This is a genomic window from Saccharomonospora xinjiangensis XJ-54 (assembly GCF_000258175.1).
Lineage (GTDB): Bacteria > Actinomycetota > Actinomycetes > Mycobacteriales > Pseudonocardiaceae > Saccharomonospora > Saccharomonospora xinjiangensis.
This window is the reverse complement of the sequence record NZ_JH636049.1, coordinates 1,631,203-1,648,981: the sequence shown is the minus strand read 5'-3', so window position 1 is coordinate 1,648,981 and position 17,779 is coordinate 1,631,203. Positions and strand designations below refer to the sequence as shown.

Here is a 17,779-nt window from a genome sequence, read left to right as displayed (position 1 = left end):
AGTGGGTGCGAGCATCTTTGTGGTCAAGTTGTGTAGGGCACATGGTGGATGTCTAGGCATCAGGAGCCGATGAAGGACGTGGGAGGCTGCGATAAGCCTCGGGGAGCTGCCAACCGAGCTGTGATCCGAGGGTGTCCGAATGGGGAAACCCGGCACCCGTGATGGGGTGTCACCCGCCGGTGAATCTATAGCCGGTGTGGAGGGAACGCGGGGAAGTGAAACATCTCAGTACCCGCAGGAAGAGAAAACAACCGTGATTCCGTGAGTAGTGGCGAGCGAAAGCGGAAGAGGCTAAACCGTGCGCATGGTGAAACTGTCAGGTGTTGTGTGTGCGGTGTTGTGGGAGCCACTGTCCAGTAGCTGACACTGCTGGGGATGGTGTGTGTGGTTAGTGGAACACGTTGGGATGCGTGACCGGAGTGGGTGAGAGTCCCGTACGCGAAAACCGCATGGCATTGTCTTGGTGGTGTTCCCGAGTAGCAGCGAGCTCGTGGAATTCGCTGTGAATCTGCCGGGACCACCCGGTAAGCCTAAATACTTCCTGGTGACCGATAGCGGACAAGTACCGTGAGGGAAAGATGAAAAGTACCCCGGGAGGGGAGTGAAAGAGTACCTGAAACCGTGTGCCTGCAAGCCGTCAGAGCCCTGTAGGGGTGATGGCGTGCCTTTTGAAGAATGAGCCTGCGAGTTAGTGCTGCGTGGCGAGGTTAACCCGTGTGGGGTAGCCGGAGCGAAAGCGAGTCTGAACAGGGCGTCCGTAGTCGCGTGGTCTAGACCCGAAGCGGAGTGATCTACCCATGGCCAGGGTGAAGCGCCGGTAAGACGGCGTGGAGGCCCGAACCCACCAGGGTTGAAAACCTGGGGGATGAGCTGTGGGTAGGGGTGAAAGGCCAATCAAACTCCGTGATAGCTGGTTCTCCCCGAAATGCATTTAGGTGCAGCGTCGTGTGTTTCACATCTGGGGTAGAGCTACTGGATGGCCTAGGGGGCTTACCGGCTTACCGAAGTCAACCAAACTCCGAATACAGGTGTGTGAGAGCGCGGCAGTGAGACGGCGGGGGATAAGCTTCGTCGTCGAGAGGGAAACAGCCCAGAACACCAGCTAAGGCCCCTAAGTGTGTGCTCAGTGGGAAAGGATGTGGAGTCGCTGAGACAACCAGGAGGTTGGCTTAGAAGCAGCCATCCTTGAAAGAGTGCGTAATAGCTCACTGGTCAAGTGGTTCTGCGCCGACAATGTAGCGGGGCTTAAGCACACCGCCGAAGCTGTGTCATTCACATGTGTGATCCGCCCGCGCCTCTTCGGGGGTGTGGGTGCAGTCGTGTGGATGGGTAGGGGAGCGTCCTGCATCCAGGGAAGCAGCCGGGTGACCGAGTTGTGGAGGGTGTGGGAGTGAGAATGCAGGCATGAGTAGCGAATGCAGAGTGAGAATCTCTGCCGCCGGATGACCAAGGGTTCCTGGGCCAGGTTGTTCCGCCCAGGGTAAGTCGGGACCTAAGGCGAGGCCGACAGGCGTAGTCGATGGACAACGGGTTGATATTCCCGTACCCGCGTGTGTGCGTCCCTGGCGAGGCAGGTGAGACTAACCACCCGCCCTGCACTGGTGTCCCTTCGGGGACGTGGTGTTGGGGTGCGTGGGACCTGAGCTTGTAGTAGCCAAGCGATGGGGTGACGCAGGAAGGTAGCCCCGCCAGTCAGTGGTAATACTGGTGTAAGCGTGTGGCCCGCCCGATAGGCAAATCCGTCGGGCTGTCTTGAATGACGAGGGTGAGGCGTGATGCATAGCCGTTGTGGCGAAGTAGGGTGATCCTCTGCTGCCGAGAAAAGCCTCTAGCGAGTGCGCGCGTGGCCCGTACCCCAAACCGACACAGGTGGTCAGGTAGAGAATACCAAGGCGATCGGGTGAACTGTGGTTAAGGAACTCGGCAAATTGCCCCCGTAACTTCGGGAGAAGGGGGGCCAAAACACCTGAAGCCCCTTCGCGGGCTGGGGTGGGTTGGCCGCAGAGACCAGCGGAAAGCGACTGTTTATTAAAAACACAGGTCCATGCGAAGACGTAAGTCGATGTATATGGACTGACGCCTGCCCGGTGCTGGAACGTTAAGAGGACCGGTTAACCCTCCTTGTGGGGGTGAAGCTGAGAATTTAAGCGCCAGTAAACGGCGGTGGTAACTATAACCATCCTAAGGTAGCGAAATTCCTTGTCGGGTAAGTTCCGACCTGCACGAATGGCGTAACGACTTTCCGGCTGTCTCAACCACAGGCCCGGCGAAATTGCACTACGAGTAAAGATGCTCGTTTCGCGCGGCAGGACGGAAAGACCCCGGGACCTTTACTATAGCTTGGTATTGGTTTTCGGTTCGGCTTGTGTAGGATAGGTGGGAGACTGTGAAACAGCCACGCCAGTGGTTGTGGAGTCAACGTTGAAATACCACTCTGGCCGGATTGGGAATCTAACCTCGGACCGTGAGCCGGTTCAGGGACAGTGCCTGGTGGGTAGTTTAACTGGGGCGGTTGCCTCCCAAAGAGTAACGGAGGCGCCCAAAGGTTCCCTCAGCCTGGTTGGCAATCAGGTGTTGAGTGTAAGTGCACAAGGGAGCTTGACTGTGAGACCGACAGGTCGAGCAGGTGCGAAAGCAGGGACTAGTGATCCGGCACCACCTGGTGGAAGGGGTGTCGCTCAACGGATAAAAGGTACCCCGGGGATAACAGGCTGATCTTGCCCAAGAGTCCATATCGACGGCATGGTTTGGCACCTCGATGTCGGCTCGTCGCATCCTGGGGCCGGAGTAGGTCCCAAGGGTTGGGCTGTTCGCCCATTAAAGCGGCACGCGAGCTGGGTTTAGAACGTCGTGAGACAGTTCGGTCCCTATCCGCCGCGCGCGTTGGAGACTTGAGGAAGGCTGTCCCTAGTACGAGAGGACCGGGACGGACGAACCTCTGGTATGCCAGTTGTCCCACCAGGGGCATGGCTGGTTAGCTACGTTCGGAAAGGATAACCGCTGAAGGCATCTAAGCGGGAAGCCTGTTCCAAGATGAGGTCTCCCACCACCCTCGAGTGGGTAAGGCCCCCTAAAGACGATGGGGTTGATAGGCCAGACATGGACACGCAGCAATGCGCTTACGAGTGGACTGGTACTAATCGGCCGAGGGCTTGACCACAAACATGCTACGCACCCACTCTGCAACTCTGAAACACCACACACAATGGTTGTTTCACAACGTTACGGCGGCCATAGCGGTAGGGGAAACGCCCGGACCCATCCCGAACCCGGAAGCTAAGCCCACCAGCGCCGATGGTACTGCACCCGAAGGGGTGTGGGAGAGTAGGACACCGCCGAACACAACCACACAAAAGAAAAGGGGCCCCGGAACAACAGCGGAAGGTCGAGACCACATCTCCCACCGCACCCTCCGGGGCCCCTTCTCTCCCCCCTGCTCCATACCACAGGAGCGGCGCCACCCACATCCTTCACCCCCCACTCCAGACGGGGGCGGAAAACCCAAACCACGCCAAGAACCAACCACACGGCCGACGCTGCCCGCTGCTCGCTCAACGGGAGGCGAACAGCTCCCGAACGTGAGGTCTCCAGGTTTCGCAACCCGGTTCTCGCGGAGCTCAGGCCATTAACTGGGCAGCGAGTGTCGCACCCAGATTCCAGCACTCCTCCAGATCGGCCTTGGTTGGTTCGCCGTGAACGACAACGGCTGGAGCGGCCTGCTGCCAACCCAACCCCGTGGTCACGGTGTCGATCGATTTCGTCGCGCCTTCCGTTCCCTGATTACCGTGCACGTAATAGGAGAAGGGGCTTTTCTCTGTCGTGTCCAGGCACGGGTAGTAAATGGTGTCGAAGAAGTGTTTCAGCGCACCCGACATATAGCCCAGATTGGCCGGCGTGCCGAGGAGATAGCCGTCAGCGGCGAGTACGTCCGATGCGGTAGCCGAAAGGGCAGGTTCGCGTACCACCTCGACGCCGGTGATCTCGGGATCGCTGGCCCCGGACACCACGGCGTCGAGCATCGCCGCGAGATGGGGGGACGGCGTGTGATGGACGATCAGCAACCTGGCCACGACATTCGAGCGTGCCCCTCAGCTCCCGCCAGCGCAAGCGAGGTGCTGCGAAGGCCACCGTGCCGGGGCCGTAAGGCGTTGTGAAGACCACAGCTATCTGGTGCCCCGTCCCGTCCCCCCTGATGCGTCAGCCCGCGAACAACGTGCGGGCTCGGACTTTCCGCACCCTCTCGGCGAAGGTCGAAGACCTCTGCTGTGTGGTGCGTGGCCTTCACAGCACTTTCGGTGAACAGGAACTTTGCGGCGGCCTGGTGCGGAGCTTTGGCAGCCCTCGCGGCGCGGTGGAACCCACCGGGGCCGATGTGCGGGCTACAGCACTTTCGGCGTGCCGTGTGGTGCGCGGCTTTCACCCGTCAGCTTGCGAATCTCCACACCGCTCTCAGCGGAGGCTGAGCAGGTCGGTGACGTCGTCACGCAGGAGCGACAGCGTGCGCTGGGCGGCGGCGCGAGCGTGCGCCAGATCACCAGGCGCAGGCGGGGGGCCCGTCACTTCGAGATACGCCTTCACCTTCGGTTCCGTTCCCGACAGTCGCACGATCACCCGGACCTGCTCGCCGCTCATTCGCACAGCGCCGGCATCCGCCAACTCCTCGGTGGCCACAGGCACGCCTGCCAGCGCGACAGGCGGTTGCGCCCGAAGCCGCTCCATGACCGCGGCTCGCTCGGCGAGGTCGGTGAACCGCGGCGCGACCTGACCCGTGACCGAAATGCCGTACGTGAGCGTTACGTCGTCGAGGAGATCGAGCAAGGTGCGCCCCTGGCTCTTCGCCTCCGCCGCGACATCGGCTGCGAACACGGCCGCGGCGATGCCGTCCTTGTCCCTCACGAAGCTCGGATTGACGCAGAGCCCGATGGCTTCCTCGTAGGCGAAGACGAGGTTTTCGCCTGCTCGCATCAGCCACTTGAAGCCCGTCAAGGTGCGCGCGTGCCGAGCGCCTCTCGCGGTAGCCACCTCGGCCAGCAGGGAGGACGACACAAGCGTGGTGGCGACGAGAGGGTCCGCCGCCTCCGTTCGGGCCAGCACCCGGTCGCCGAGGAGGACACCGGTCTCGTCGCCGGTCAGCATCCGCCACGCGCCGTCGGTGCCGCGGGCACCGAGAGCGCAGCGGTCGGCGTCGGGGTCGAGGGCGACGGCGAGGTCGGCATCGATGTCGGACGCGAGGCGCAGCAACAGGTCGGTGGCGCCGGGCTCCTCGGGATTGGGGAACGTCACCGTCGGAAAGTCGGGATCGGGTTCCGCCTGGGCTTCGACGAGATGGACATCGGTGAATCCGGCACGGCGGAAGGCCTCGGCCACGACCGACCCGCCCACACCGTGGAGCGGCGTGACCGCGATGCGCAGGTCACGCGCTTCACCGGTGGCGAGAGCCGCGACGCGGTCGAGATAGCCGTCGAGAACGTCGTCACCGAGGCGCTGCGCCCCGCTTCGGCGCGGCACGGACACCGCTGCGGGTGCTGCGGCGATCTCCGCTTCGATCTCGGCGTCGGCGGGTGGGACGATCTGTATCCCGGTGTGGTCGAACACCTTGTAGCCGTTGTCGGCGGGAGGGTTGTGCGAGGCGGTGATCTGAATGCCCGCACACGCGCCGAGCCGCAGCGTCGCGTAGGCGAGGACGGGCGTCGGTAGCGGTCGGGGCAGGACCCGCACGTCGAAACCGGCGGCGGCGAGCACCTCGGCCGCGGCGTTGGCGAAGCGTTCGGAGCCATGTCGGGCGTCGCGGCCGACGACGATGACCCCACCGGGAAAGCGATTCGCCAGCCACGCCGCGAGACCGGCGGTGGTGCGGACCACCACCGCGGTGTTCATCCCGTTGGGACCCGCTCTCACCGGGCCCCTGAGACCGGCGGTGCCGAAGGTGAGTGTTCCGGTCATGCGGTCGTCGAGTTCGGACAGAGCGTCGGTGTCTCCCGCCATGGCACGAGCGAGCAGGTTCTGCATCTCCGTGCGCGAGTCGCCGTCAACGTCGTCGGCGATCCAGCGGAACGTCGTGTCCCTGAGCTCGGGGGTGAGCCGGGGCGGTCTGTGCTGCATCACGTCATAGTGGCAAGGCGCGGCTCTCGCCCGCTGGGCGCCCCCTTGGCGTGACGGACTCCACAATTCGCGCCAACCCGCAAAATGCAATGTTCATATTGCAGAATTGGCCACTGATCTGCGGTGATGAGCCAATTCCCGTCATAATCCGCGCGAGGTCGCGCAGCGTCAACGAGGACGTGTTTGGGCAGCACACGATCGGGTTATTGTGCCGTGGTCGTTTTTTCGCCAGATTTCTGTCAGCGCTCCCGGATGAGCGCGACCTCTTCACTCCAGGGATAACCGAACAATGTCGCCTGCGCGAAAGGAACACACCATGAAACGAACGACGAGGCTGTCAGGCGTCACCGACGTGCCGATCACGACCGGAGCCACGACCGGGAAGTGAGCGGGCGCTCAAGCGCGGGCGACGAGTTCGCGCAAGAGCGTGCCCATCCGCTCGGCTGACGCCCTCCCCGCCTCCAGAACCTCCTCGTGGTTCAGCGGTTCGCCCGTCATTCCCGCGGCGAGGTTGGTGACGAGGGAGAGGCCGAAGACCTCGACGCCCTCGGCGCGGGCGGCGATGGCTTCGAGCACGGTGGACATGCCCACCAGATCGGCACCGAGTGTGCGAAGCATGCGGATTTCTGCCGGGGTCTCGAAGTGGGGCCCCGGCAGACCCGCGTAGACGCCCTCGGCGAGGGACGGGTCGATCTCCCTGGCGGTGGCGCGCAGGCGAGCGGAGTACAGATCGACGAGATCGACGAAGTTCGCGCCCGTGATGGGCGAGGTGGCCGTCATGTTCAGGTGGTCCGAGATGATCACCGGCTGACCGACCCTGAATCCCTCCCGCAGGCCTCCCGCGGCATTGGTGAGCAAGACGGTGCGGACCCCGGCAGCGGCGGCCGTCCGCACACCGTGCACGACCCTGGCCACACCCCTGCCCTCGTAGAGGTGGGTGCGGCCGAGGAGCACCAGCACACGCGTGTCCCCGACCTTCATCACTCGCGCGGTGCTGCCGTGGCCGACCGCGCTCGGCGTCTCGAACCCGGGCAACTCGCCGAGTGGGATCTCGGCCTGCGGCTCGCCGATCACGTCGGCGGCGGGCCGCCAGCCGGACCCGAGAACGACGGCGACGTCGAAGGCTTCGACGCCTGCGCGGTCGGTCAGAACGGATGCCGCCGCTGCGGCAAGATCACGGGGCTGCGTGTCGCTGCTGGAGTTCACGATCGTGCAGCCTAGGACCTGATGGCGCGGGCTTGAACACCCGGACCAGCAGGTAGCTCAGCAGGCCGAGTGGTGACAGCAGGATCGTGAGTACCAGGAGCGGTGCCACGACGAGATGAGGCCCCCCACGCTCGCGTGCATCGCGATGAATCCATTTCCCGATGAACAGGTCGAACGCGATGAGGTGCGCCCAGATCACGGCCGCACCCGTTGGCGTGCCCAGAAACGCCCGCAGCGTGTCGAGATTGGGACGGCTCACCACCGTCCACAGCGTGCCGAACTCGGAGGCGGCGAGGACGACGTAGACGGCGAGTGGCGCGGTGGCAGACCACGGTGAAGCCATGATGCGCCGGGTCAGTGTCCAACCGGGGGCGAAGATCATCAGTGCCCAGAACGGCACGGCGAGCAGGAAGGTGAGATCGAAGAGCCGGTAGGTCATCGTGGTCACCGCCCCGCGCCATCGAGGACGGGCAAGCGCGCGGCATCACGGTGGTCGTCGGGTGCCGCGACTGGCACGGAGGGGCTGCGCAGCGCCCAGCCTGTGCCCAGAGCCGTCGCGAAGACCAGAACGGCTGATGCGATCAGTGTGGCGGAGTCCGGCGCGAGCAGTGGTTGCCCCCGTAGTGCCTGCCAGGTGACCAGCGCGAGCACACCGCCATAGGAGAGTCCGGCCACGATCAGCAGCCGCCCTCGCACGGTGTCCTGGCGCAGCAGGGGCCACCGCCGCGCGAGCAGGGTGAGCGCCATGACGATCAGGGGCAGCAGTTGAAGCGCGTGCATGCCGACGAAGTGGGGGATGCGCAGGTCTCCGCCGGTGGTGCTCCACCCGGTGATGGGCATGCTGGGACCTCCGTCGGGGACACCGACGCTGTGTGCGCCGACGATGCCATCGAAGGCGGAGGTGCTCATGGACTCGCGTTGGGCAGCCGTGGGCAGCAACATGAGCGCGCCGAGGCTCAGGCCGGCCAGCGAGAGCACCGACCCGAGCCGCACGGCCCAGCGGCTCGCCGCATCGGTGATCGGAGTGCGCAGCAGGAACAGGGTCAGCGCCAGTGTGCCCGTCCACATCACCGCGATCGAGATACCCATGATCCTGTACAGGGTGTTGTCCAGCGGCGTCGAGACGTTGAAGTGGCTCCTCGTCCCACGGACAACCTGGAGCGTGATGATCGCGTACTCGACGAGGATGACGGTGACCACGATGGTTGAGAGTGCATTGGCCAGGCGCTTGCGGGTGCGCAGCAGGGAGACCAGCCACGCCCAGCTCAGCGCGTAGACGCCGAAGGAGAAGGCGAATTTGAACGGCTTGTGCCACGCCGGTGCGCCCGCGATGAGCCGGTCGTCCACCGCGAGGCCGACGGCGGACACGGCGGTCATCACCGCCATCACGGCGGCACACAGGAGCATCGGCCGATGCCAGGAACCGTACTCGTCGAGTTTCATGAATCCACCCAGTTTCGGATAGTAGATAGCGTCACTCGCCATAGTGGAAAGCTAGACTATCCATCCTGAGAACGTTCACAGGAAGGGCGGCACCACATGCGGATGGCCGAGCTCAGCAGAGAGTCGGGCGTTCCGGTCGCGACCGTGAAGTACTACCTGCGCGAGGGGCTGCTGCACCCGGGAGAGCGCACGAGCCCCAACCAGGCGCGATACGACGAGGGCCACGTCCGCCGTCTGCGGCTCGTTCGTGCACTGCTCGATGTCGGCGGGCTGTCGGTGTCGGCAGTCAAGGACGTCGTTGCGGCCATCGACTCGCCCGATACGCCGATGCACACGGTGCTCGGCGTGACGCAGCACGGGCTGCCGTCAGCCAGGACTGCCATGGCAGACGAGCAGGCACAAGCGTGGGCGAGGGCCCGGGTTGACGCACTACTGAAGGAACGCGCGTGGCCGTGTACCGACGGCTCCCCGCTGACAGAGTCGTTGGTCGGCCTGCTGGCGACTTTGCGGGCATTGGGGCACACCGAGTTCGCCTCAGTGCTGGACCACTACGCCGACGCGGCGCAGCAAATCGCCGAGACCGACGTCCGCCACGTCGCCGCGCTGCCGGACCCGGAGGCGACCGTGGAGACGGCGGTGATCGGCACCGTCATCGGTGACGCCTTGCTGGCCACCCTGCGCAGGATGGCCCACGCCGACGTCTCCGCGAGGTTGTTCGGGGGAGGCAAGGAGATCAACCGGCCAGAATCCGGGTGAGCGCGAAGCCGAGACCGGCGGCGAGCAGGAACACCACCGTGGCCACAGCGCGCAAGACACCTCTGCGTTCGGACATTGTGGACACGAAACCGGCGATCAGCTGTGGAGCGAACCTCATGCCGGACCCCGCCTTCGCGGGGGCAGCGCCTGCGGGTTCCCGCGCCGCCAAAGAGCTGACGTGTCCGCCTGGCGACCTGGCAGGGGGCCGGTCGGCGGCGAACGGCAACGGACCTGGGTCAGCGGCCAGCGCGCCGCCTGCCCCCACGGACACCTCGTCGTCCTCGCCGCCGCGTCCACCCGCCGGTGCGGGAAGGCGCGGGATCACCCTGGTGACACTGGCCTCCTGCCTTGCGCGGCCGGTCTCGCTCTCGGTGAACAACTCGGCCGGAAACAGCGTGTGCCGTGGCTGTGCCAGCAACGGGTAGAGCCTGCGCCGTACCTCCGGCAGCGACATGCGCTCCGACGGCTTCTTCACCATCAGTCCACGGATCACCGGAGCCAGCGGGCCGGGCGATGGGCGTGGCACGTCACCCTGCACGACGCTGACGACGGTCTCCAGCGGGTCGCCGTCCGCGTCGTACGGCGGGTGGCCCTCCGTGGCGGCGAACAGGGTCGTGCCCAGTCCCCACAGGTCCGCGGTGTAGGTGACGGGGCCGCCGGTGGCGACCTCGGGCGCGATGAACGCGGGGGAACCCAGCATCATCCCCGTGTGCGTCATCGTGGCCTCGGAGACGTTGCGCGCGATGCCGAAGTCGGTGAGCTTCACACGCCCGTCGTCGGAGACAAGCACGTTGCCCGGCTTGACGTCGCGGTGGGTGATGCCCGCGGCGTGAGCCGCCTCCAGCGCGGCGGCCACGGATTCCCCGACCGCCGCGGCCTGGGCGACCGTGAGCCTCCTGACCTGGCGGAGCAGCTCGGCGACGCTTTTCGACAGCAGCAACTCCATGACGACGTAGGGGTCGTCGTTCTCCAGCACGACGTCGTGAAGGATCACCACGTTGGGATGGGAGAGCACGGCGATCGCTCTCGCCTCGCGCAGGGTGCGTTCCCTGAGTTCGGTGACCCTGGCAGGCGGAACCCCGTGTGGCATGCGGACCTCCTTCACCGCGACGGAGCGGTGAAGGAATTCGTCGTAGGCCGACCACACGGTGCCCATGGACCCTGAGCCGAGCACGGATCGCAGCCGGTAGCGGCCTGCCACGAGTCGTCGGTCGTCAGTCGGAGCGGACACGCGCTCCATTGTCGTTCCATGGCCGACGACCGGCGCGGTGCGGCCTGCTCCGCGCGAGATCCAGGGCGGGATGGGGCCGAGATCAGCCTCACACCCTGGGTCGAAAGCCCAGCTCCTAGGATGGTTCGCTATGAGCAAGGGGGCTGAGTTCGCGGGTGAACTGGCGCTGGCGGCCGAGTTCGCGGCACCGACGAGGCAGGAGTGGGAACGCCTGGTCGGGAAGGTACTCGAACGCGCAGGGTCCAGCCCTGAACGGCTGGTGACCACCACCGACGACGGCATCCCGATCCTGCCTCTCTACACGGCTGACGAACCGGCTCCGCCCGCCGGATTCCCCGGCTCGCCCCCGTTCGTCCGGGGCTCCCGTCCTGACGGCCACGTGCTCGCGGGGTGGGACGTACGTGCCCACCACGACGGCGCGGACCCCGCCGCCACCAATGAGGACGTGCTCACGGACCTCGAAGGCGGTGTGACCTCCCTCTGGCTGCGGGTGGGCGAGGGCGGTGTTCCGGTCTCGGCGCTGCCCGACGCGTTGCGGGATGTGCGGCTCGATCTCGCGCCGGTCGTCCTCGACGCGGGTGAGGAGTACGAGCGGGCGGCGGACGCCCTGCTCGCGCTGCACGCGGAGCGGGGAGTGCCGGACACGGAGGTGTCGGGCAACCTCGGTGCCGACCCGATCGGAGTGCGGGCCCGCACCGGCACCGAACCCGACGTCGCCGCTGCCGCGGCCATGGCGGCCCGGCTCGCTGGCCGCTACCCGAAGCTGTCAGCGTTCGTGGCAGACGGCCTGCCCTACCACGAGGCCGGCGCGTCGGACGCGCAGGAGCTCGGCGCGGTGGCCGCCACGGTCGTGGCCTACCTTCGCGCGCTGACCGAGGCGGGGCTCGACGTGGCCGGGGCCGCAGCGCGGATCGAATGCAGGCTGGCGGCCACCACCGACCAGTTCGGCACCATCGCCAAATTCCGGGCCGCGCGCAGGGTGCTGGCGCGGATCGCGGAGGTGTGTGGAGCGCGGTCGGCCGCCGTGCGCCAGCACGCGGTCACCTCCCCCGCCATGCTGACGCGCCGCGACCCCGCCGTGAACCTGCTGCGCACCACCGTCGCCTGCTTCGCGGCAGGCATCGGAGGAGCGGATGCGGTGACCGTGCTGCCGTTCGACCACGCCATCGGACGTCCCGATCGGTTCTCGCGGCGTCTCGCCCGCAACACGCAGGCGATCCTGCTCGAGGAAAGCAAACTCGCCGCAGTGATCGATCCGGCGGGCGGATCGTGGTACGTCGAGAACCACACCGACGCCCTCGCCCGCGCGGCGTGGGACGCGTTCACCACGATCGAGAAGGCGGGTGGCATCGAGGCAGACCTCGCCTCGGGCGCGCTCGCCGACCGCATCGCGTCAACGTGGCAGGCGCGGTCGAGGCGCATCGCCACCCGCCGCGACCCGATCACCGGAGTCAGCGAGTTCCCACTGCTCGAGGAGAAGAAGTTCGACCGCGAGCCCCGGCCGTCGGCGCCGCGGGGTGGCCTGCCGAAGGTGCGTTACGCGCAGGAGTACGAGCGGTTGCGCGACCGCTCCGATGCGCATCTCGCCCGGCACGGCAGCAGGCCGAAGGTCTTCCTCGCCACGCTCGGCCCGCTGGCGGAACACACCGCGAGGGCCACGTTCGCGGCCAACCTGTTCCTCGCGGGCGGTATCGAACCGGTGAACCCCGGGCTCGGAGACCCTGCCACGGCCGACCTCGTGGCGGCGTTCTCCGGCAGTGACACGCCGGTGGCCTGCGTGTGCGGCACCGACGCCGCCTACGCGGAGCGTGCCGCCGAGGTCGCGGACGCGCTGAGAAAGGCAGGAGCCGCCACCGTGCTGCTCGCGGGCAAACCCTCCGGCAGCACCGGTATCGACGGCTACATCCACCGGGGCTGCGATGCGCTCGCCGTCCTCACCGGCACCCTCGACACACTGGGAGTCGCGCCATGACCATCCCCGACTTCAGCGGCATCGAACTCGGGCCGGGCCCCGAGGCAGGCGCGGACAGGCAGGCGTGGACCGAGGCCGTCGCCGCGTCCACCGGTAAGGATCTCGACGCGCTCACCTGGGAGACCCCCGAGGGCATCGGCGTCAAGCCGCTCTACACCGCCGAGGACCTCACCGGCGTTGACTTCCTTCGCACCTATCCGGGGATCGCGCCGTTCCTGCGGGGTCCGTACCCGACGATGTACACGACGCAGCCGTGGACGATCCGCCAGTACGCGGGCTTCTCCACGGCCGAGGAGTCCAACGCCTTCTACCGGCGCAATCTCGCCGCGGGGCAGAAGGGCCTCTCGGTGGCGTTCGACCTCGCCACCCACCGCGGCTACGACTCCGATCACCCGAGGGTGTCCGGCGATGTGGGGATGGCCGGGGTGGCTATCGACTCGATCTACGACATGCGGCAGTTGTTCGACGGCATCCCGCTCGACCGCATGAGCGTGTCGATGACGATGAACGGCGCCGTGCTGCCCGTCCTCGCGCTGTACGTGGTGGCGGCGGAGGAGCAGGGTGTGCGGCCCGAGCAGCTCGCGGGGACCATCCAGAACGACATCCTCAAGGAGTTCATGGTCCGCAACACCTACATCTACCCTCCGCAGCCTTCGATGCGGATCATCTCCGACATCTTCGCGTTCACCTCGCGGAACATGCCGAAGTTCAACTCCATCTCGATCTCCGGTTACCACATGCAGGAGGCCGGGGCCACGGCCGACCTCGAACTCGCGTACACGCTGGCCGACGGGGTGGAGTACATCAGGGCGGGCCTCGACGCGGGGCTCGACATCGACGCGTTCGCGCCCCGGCTGTCGTTTTTCTGGGCGATCGGCATGAACTTCTTCATGGAGGTCGCGAAGCTGCGCGCCGCGCGCCTGCTGTGGGCGAAGCTCGTGAAGCGGTTCGAACCCGCCAACAGCAAATCGCTGAGCCTGCGCACGCACTGCCAGACCTCGGGGTGGTCGCTGACGGCGCAGGACGTCTACAACAACGTGGTCCGCACCTGTGTCGAGGCGATGGCGGCAACGCAGGGACACACGCAGTCGCTGCACACCAACGCACTCGACGAGGCGCTGGCGCTGCCCACCGACACCAGCGCCAGGATCGCGCGCAACACGCAGCTGCTGTTGCAGCAGGAGTCGGGAACAACGAGGGTCATCGACCCATGGGGCGGCAGCGCGTACGTCGAGCGGCTGACCTACGAGCTGGCCCGCAGAGCCTGGGCACACATCGAGGAGGTCGAGGCCGCGGGAGGTATGGCGAGGGCCATCGACGCGGGAATCCCCAAGCTCCGCATCGAGGAAGCCGCCGCACGGACTCAGGCCCGGATCGATTCGGGGCGGCAACCGGTCATCGGTGTCAACAAGTACCGCGTCGGCGCGGAGGACGACACCGAACTCGACGTCCTCAAGATCGACAACGCGGGGGTGCGGGCGCAGCAACTCGACAAGCTGCGCAGGCTCCGCGCCGAGCGCGACGAGGCCGCGACCCAGGACGCACTGCGCAGGCTCACCTCGGGCGCCGAGGGTGACGGCAACCTGCTCGAACTCGCCATCGACGCCGCGAGGGCCAAGGCCACGGTCGGCGAGATCTCCGAGGCGCTGGAGAAGATCTGGGGCAGGCACTCGGGCCAGATCCGTACCATCTCCGGGGTGTACCGGGAGGAAGCGGGCAGGTCGGCCGGTGTCGAGGCGGCGCGGCAGCGGGTCGAGGCGTTCGCCGAGACCGAGGGACGAAGGCCGCGCATCCTCGTGGCCAAGATGGGACAGGACGGGCACGACAGAGGCCAGAAAGTGATCGCGTCGGCGTTCGCCGACCTCGGCTTCGACGTCGATGTCGGGCCCCTGTTCTCCACACCCGCCGAGGTCGCACGGCAGGCCGTCGAGGCCGACGTGCACATCGTCGGTGTCTCGTCGCTGGCGGCAGGGCACCTCTCGCTCGTTCCCGCTCTCCGCGAGGAACTGGAGGAACTCGGCCGCGACGACATCATGATCGTATGCGGTGGTGTCATCCCGCCACAGGACTACGACGAGCTCAGGGCCGCGGGCGCCGCCGCGATCTTCGGCCCTGGCACGGTGATCGCCGATTCCGCGATCACCCTGCTCGACGAGCTCGAGGCGCGGCAGACGTAGGCATGGCACGCATCCTCGACGTCTCCGCGTACGCCAAGGGCGTCCTCGACGGCGATCGCGGCATTCTGGCCAGGGCGATCACCCTGGTCGAGTCGCAGCGCGCCGACCACCGCGAACGCGCGCAACAGCTTCTGGTCGAGTTGCTTCCGCACGCGGGCGGTGCGGTGAGGGTCGGCATCACGGGCGTGCCCGGTGTCGGCAAATCGACGTTCATCGACCAGCTCGGCACCCAGCTCACCTCGGCGGGCCACCGGGTCGCCGTGCTGGCCGTCGATCCCTCCTCCACTCGCACCGGCGGCAGCATTCTCGGCGACAAGACACGCATGGCCCGGCTGGCCGTTGACCCGGCGGCGTTCATCAGACCGTCGCCGACCTCCGGCACGCTCGGCGGTGTCGCGAGAGCCACGCGCGAGACCATCGTGCTCATGGAGGCCGCGGGCTACGACGTCGTGCTGGTCGAGACCGTGGGTGTCGGGCAGTCGGAGGTCACCGTCGCGGGCATGGTCGATTCCTTCCTTTTCCTCACGCTGGCTCGCACGGGCGACCAGTTGCAGGGCATCAAGAAGGGCGTCCTCGAACTCGCCGACGTCATCGCTGTCAACAAGGCCGACGGCGACCACGAGAGGGAGGCGCGGCGCGCGGCACGCGAACTCTCCGGCGCGTTGCGCATGATCTACGGGCCCGACGCGGCGTGGACGCCGCCCGTGCTCACGTGCAGCGGTCTCACGGGGAAGGGACTCGACACCGTCTGGCAGCAGCTCGAACGGCACAGGGCACACCTGACCGAGTCCGGTGAGCTGACGGCGAGGCGTCAGCGCCAGCAGGTGGACTGGACCTGGGCGATGGTGCGCGACCAGCTGCTGGATCGCCTCGTGCGGCACCCCGCCGTGAGAGCGATCGTCGATGACGTCGAGCGGGACGTCCGCGAGGGCCGCAGCACAGCGACCCTCGCCGCCGAACGCATCCTCAGCGCGTTCGGTGCCGACTCACCGCGTGGGGGCTGACGCGGCGCGTCCGGACACGGCAGACTGTGAGCGTGCGTGTTCTCACGGTTGTGCTGAGTGTGCTCGCCGTCGTCCTCGTGACGTCCGCCACCGGCCTGGTGCCCGAGGCTCGGGCAACCCTCGACATCCCGGCGCCCGCTCACGCGCTGGCTCAGGACTCCGATTCGCGTCAGGACCCGGAGGAATCCCGCGGCACGTCAGGGTCGTCGGAGTCGTCCGAATCGCCGGAGTCGTCCGGGGAGGGGCCCGCTCTCGATCCGCAGACGGAGGCCGAGGCGGAGAAGAACCGGAGCAAGATCGTGGTCGGTGTGATCGCCGCGGTGTTGCTCGGCATCGTCGTCTGGGGCCGGTACCTCCGCAGCAAGAAAGCGAAGGGCGGCTGACCTCCCGGCTACAGCGGCACCGAACTGTCCGTCACCGTTTAGCGCAAACGGGCTACCTTCTGTCTCCTCATTAGGACATCCGGGTTACGCATCCTCTGGTTGGTGTCAAACTGAGAGCAAATGCGTACGGCTATGAACTACCAGCGGACGACAGAGGTATGTGACTGCTGTCACTTCGCCGCGCTGGTTGGGTGCGGAGGTGCGGCGTGACCGTTCTCGACTCGCGACCCGAACTGCCGGGCGAATCCGACCCCGCGTCGGTGGAAGCCCTGCTTGCCGCCTCGGGTGCGGCCACCATCGGGGATGTGGGACAGGGACGTGGCCCCGGCTGGCTCGATGCGTGGCTGGCCGATCGCGCGACGGACGTGGTGTCGTGGCGCAGGCACATCCATGCCCATCCCGAACTCGCCCGCCGCGAGTACGGAACCACGGAGTTGGTCACCCGGCTGCTCACCTCGGCGGGACTGCGGCCCACGGTGCTCCCCGGCGGCACGGGCGTCGTGTGCGACGTCGGGACAGGGCCACGGTGTGTGGCACTGCGCGCCGACCTGGACGCCCTGCCGCTGACCGAGGCGACCGGGCTGCCCTTCGCCTCGACGGTGGACGGCGTGGCGCACGCCTGCGGTCACGACGTGCACACCACGGTGTTGCTCGGCGCAGGGCTCGCGCTCGCGACCGCCGCGGAACTTCCCGGCAGGGTTCGGCTGATCTTCCAGCCTGCCGAGGAGGTGATGCCGGGTGGTGCGCTCGACGCGATCGAGGCGGGTGCGCTCGACGGCGTGGAACGGATCTTCGGCCTCCACTGCGACCCCCGGCTTCCCGTCGGCAAGATCGGCACGAGGGTCGGGCCGCTGACGTCCGCGGCCGACCTGGTCGAACTCAGGCTCACGTCGCCGGGTGGTCACACCTCCCGTCCGCACCTCACTGCCGATCTCGTGCACGGGCTCGGCACCGTCATCACGGCGCTGCCCGCCGTGTTGTCTCGCAGGGTGGACCCCAGGTCGGGCACCGTGCTGGTGTGGGGCGCCGTGCATGCGGGCGAGGCTGCCAACGCCGTGCCGCAGGAGGGGACGCTGCGAGGCACGCTCCGCACCGCGGACCACGAGACGTGGACGATGCTGGAGCCGCTCGTCGAGTCGTCGGTGAGGGCGCTTCTCGCGCCGACCGGGGTGGGCTACGAGCTGAACTACCGGCGTGGCGTGCCACCGGTGGTGAACGAGGAGGAGAGCACGACGCTGCTGCGGGCGGGTGTCGAGGCGGCGCTCGGCGCCGACGCGCTGGCGAACACGGAGCAGTCGTCGGGAGGCGAGGACTTCGGCTGGTACCTGGAGCACGTGCCCGGTGCGTTCGCGCGGCTCGGCGTCTGGTCGGGTGAGGGCCAGATGCGCGACCTGCACCAGCCGACGTTCGAGGCCGACGAACGCGCCCTGCTCACGGGCATCCGCGTGCTGGTCCACACGGCTCTGGCGGCGCTGGCGTCCTGACCCGGGCGTGTCCGCACTTCT

12 protein-coding genes and 2 rRNA genes are annotated in these 17,779 nt (G+C 67.0%); 8 read left to right on the top strand and 6 right to left on the bottom strand.

Annotated elements, in window-relative coordinates:
• Positions 1 to 21: 21 nt before the first annotated feature.
• Positions 22 to 3,160 (top strand): 23S ribosomal RNA (locus SACXIDRAFT_RS07010).
• 63 nt (positions 3,161 to 3,223) lie between these two features.
• A 5S ribosomal RNA gene (gene rrf, locus SACXIDRAFT_RS07005) occupies positions 3,224 to 3,341 on the top strand.
• Between the two features lie 276 nt (positions 3,342 to 3,617).
• On the opposite strand, the gene SACXIDRAFT_RS07000 is transcribed toward rrf, so the two are convergent.
• The 5 genes from SACXIDRAFT_RS07000 to SACXIDRAFT_RS06980 form a co-directional block, all read right to left on the bottom strand.
• A complete protein-coding gene (locus SACXIDRAFT_RS07000; RefSeq protein ID WP_006237824.1) occupies positions 3,618 to 4,070 on the bottom strand; it encodes a flavodoxin family protein in 453 nt (150 codons plus the stop codon).
• Positions 4,071 to 4,449: 379 nt separating this feature from the next.
• Positions 4,450 to 6,102 carry a phospho-sugar mutase gene (locus tag SACXIDRAFT_RS06995; RefSeq protein WP_006237823.1) on the bottom strand — a complete coding sequence of 551 codons (1,653 nt, stop codon included), beginning with the start codon at positions 6,100 to 6,102 and terminating at the stop codon, positions 4,450 to 4,452.
• Positions 6,103 to 6,498: 396 nt separating this feature from the next.
• Positions 6,499 to 7,308 (bottom strand): purine-nucleoside phosphorylase, encoded by an 810-nt coding sequence (locus tag SACXIDRAFT_RS06990; protein ID WP_006237822.1) that lies wholly within the window; start codon positions 7,306 to 7,308, stop codon positions 6,499 to 6,501.
• Positions 7,277 to 7,747 (bottom strand): ABA4-like family protein, encoded by a 471-nt coding sequence (locus tag SACXIDRAFT_RS06985; protein WP_006237821.1) that lies wholly within the window; start codon positions 7,745 to 7,747, stop codon positions 7,277 to 7,279. The genes SACXIDRAFT_RS06990 and SACXIDRAFT_RS06985 overlap by 32 nt, the downstream gene beginning before the upstream one ends.
• Positions 7,748 to 7,752: 5 nt before the next feature.
• Positions 7,753 to 8,793, bottom strand: coding sequence for a hypothetical protein (locus tag SACXIDRAFT_RS06980; RefSeq protein ID WP_006237820.1), 1,041 nt, complete (start codon positions 8,791 to 8,793; stop codon positions 7,753 to 7,755).
• Positions 8,794 to 8,847: 54 nt separating this feature from the next.
• On the opposite strand from SACXIDRAFT_RS06980, the gene SACXIDRAFT_RS06975 reads away from it, so the two are divergent.
• The gene (locus SACXIDRAFT_RS06975) at positions 8,848 to 9,507 is read left to right on the top strand and encodes a MerR family transcriptional regulator (RefSeq protein WP_006237819.1); all 660 of its coding nucleotides are present in this window, start codon (positions 8,848 to 8,850) and stop codon (positions 9,505 to 9,507) included.
• Here the strand turns inward: SACXIDRAFT_RS06975 and SACXIDRAFT_RS06970 are convergent.
• Positions 9,485 to 10,747 (bottom strand): serine/threonine-protein kinase, encoded by a 1,263-nt coding sequence (locus SACXIDRAFT_RS06970; RefSeq protein WP_006237818.1) that lies wholly within the window; start codon positions 10,745 to 10,747, stop codon positions 9,485 to 9,487. The genes SACXIDRAFT_RS06975 and SACXIDRAFT_RS06970 overlap by 23 nt on opposite strands.
• A 121-nt stretch (positions 10,748 to 10,868) precedes the next feature.
• Between SACXIDRAFT_RS06970 and SACXIDRAFT_RS06965 the strand changes: the two genes are divergently transcribed.
• The 5 genes from SACXIDRAFT_RS06965 to SACXIDRAFT_RS06945 all read left to right on the top strand — a co-directional run bounded on the left by SACXIDRAFT_RS06965 (position 10,869) and on the right by SACXIDRAFT_RS06945 (position 17,758).
• Positions 10,869 to 12,710: a methylmalonyl-CoA mutase family protein gene (locus SACXIDRAFT_RS06965; RefSeq protein WP_006237817.1), complete on the top strand. Its 1,842-nt coding sequence runs from the start codon at positions 10,869 to 10,871 to the stop codon at positions 12,708 to 12,710.
• Entirely contained in the window at positions 12,707 to 14,887 is a 2,181-nt protein-coding gene (scpA, locus tag SACXIDRAFT_RS06960; protein ID WP_006237816.1) for a methylmalonyl-CoA mutase, read from the top strand. The genes SACXIDRAFT_RS06965 and scpA overlap by 4 nt, the downstream gene beginning before the upstream one ends.
• Before the next feature lie 2 nt (positions 14,888 to 14,889).
• Complete coding sequence (meaB, locus tag SACXIDRAFT_RS06955) at positions 14,890 to 15,891, top strand: methylmalonyl Co-A mutase-associated GTPase MeaB (RefSeq protein WP_006237815.1); 1,002 nt, start codon at positions 14,890 to 14,892, stop codon at positions 15,889 to 15,891.
• Positions 15,892 to 15,917: 26 nt separating this feature from the next.
• Positions 15,918 to 16,274: a hypothetical protein gene (locus SACXIDRAFT_RS06950; protein WP_006237814.1), complete on the top strand. Its 357-nt coding sequence runs from the start codon at positions 15,918 to 15,920 to the stop codon at positions 16,272 to 16,274.
• Positions 16,275 to 16,480: 206 nt separating this feature from the next.
• Positions 16,481 to 17,758, top strand: coding sequence for an amidohydrolase (locus tag SACXIDRAFT_RS06945; RefSeq protein WP_006237813.1), 1,278 nt, complete (start codon positions 16,481 to 16,483; stop codon positions 17,756 to 17,758).
• The last annotated feature ends 21 nt before the right edge of the window (positions 17,759 to 17,779 follow it).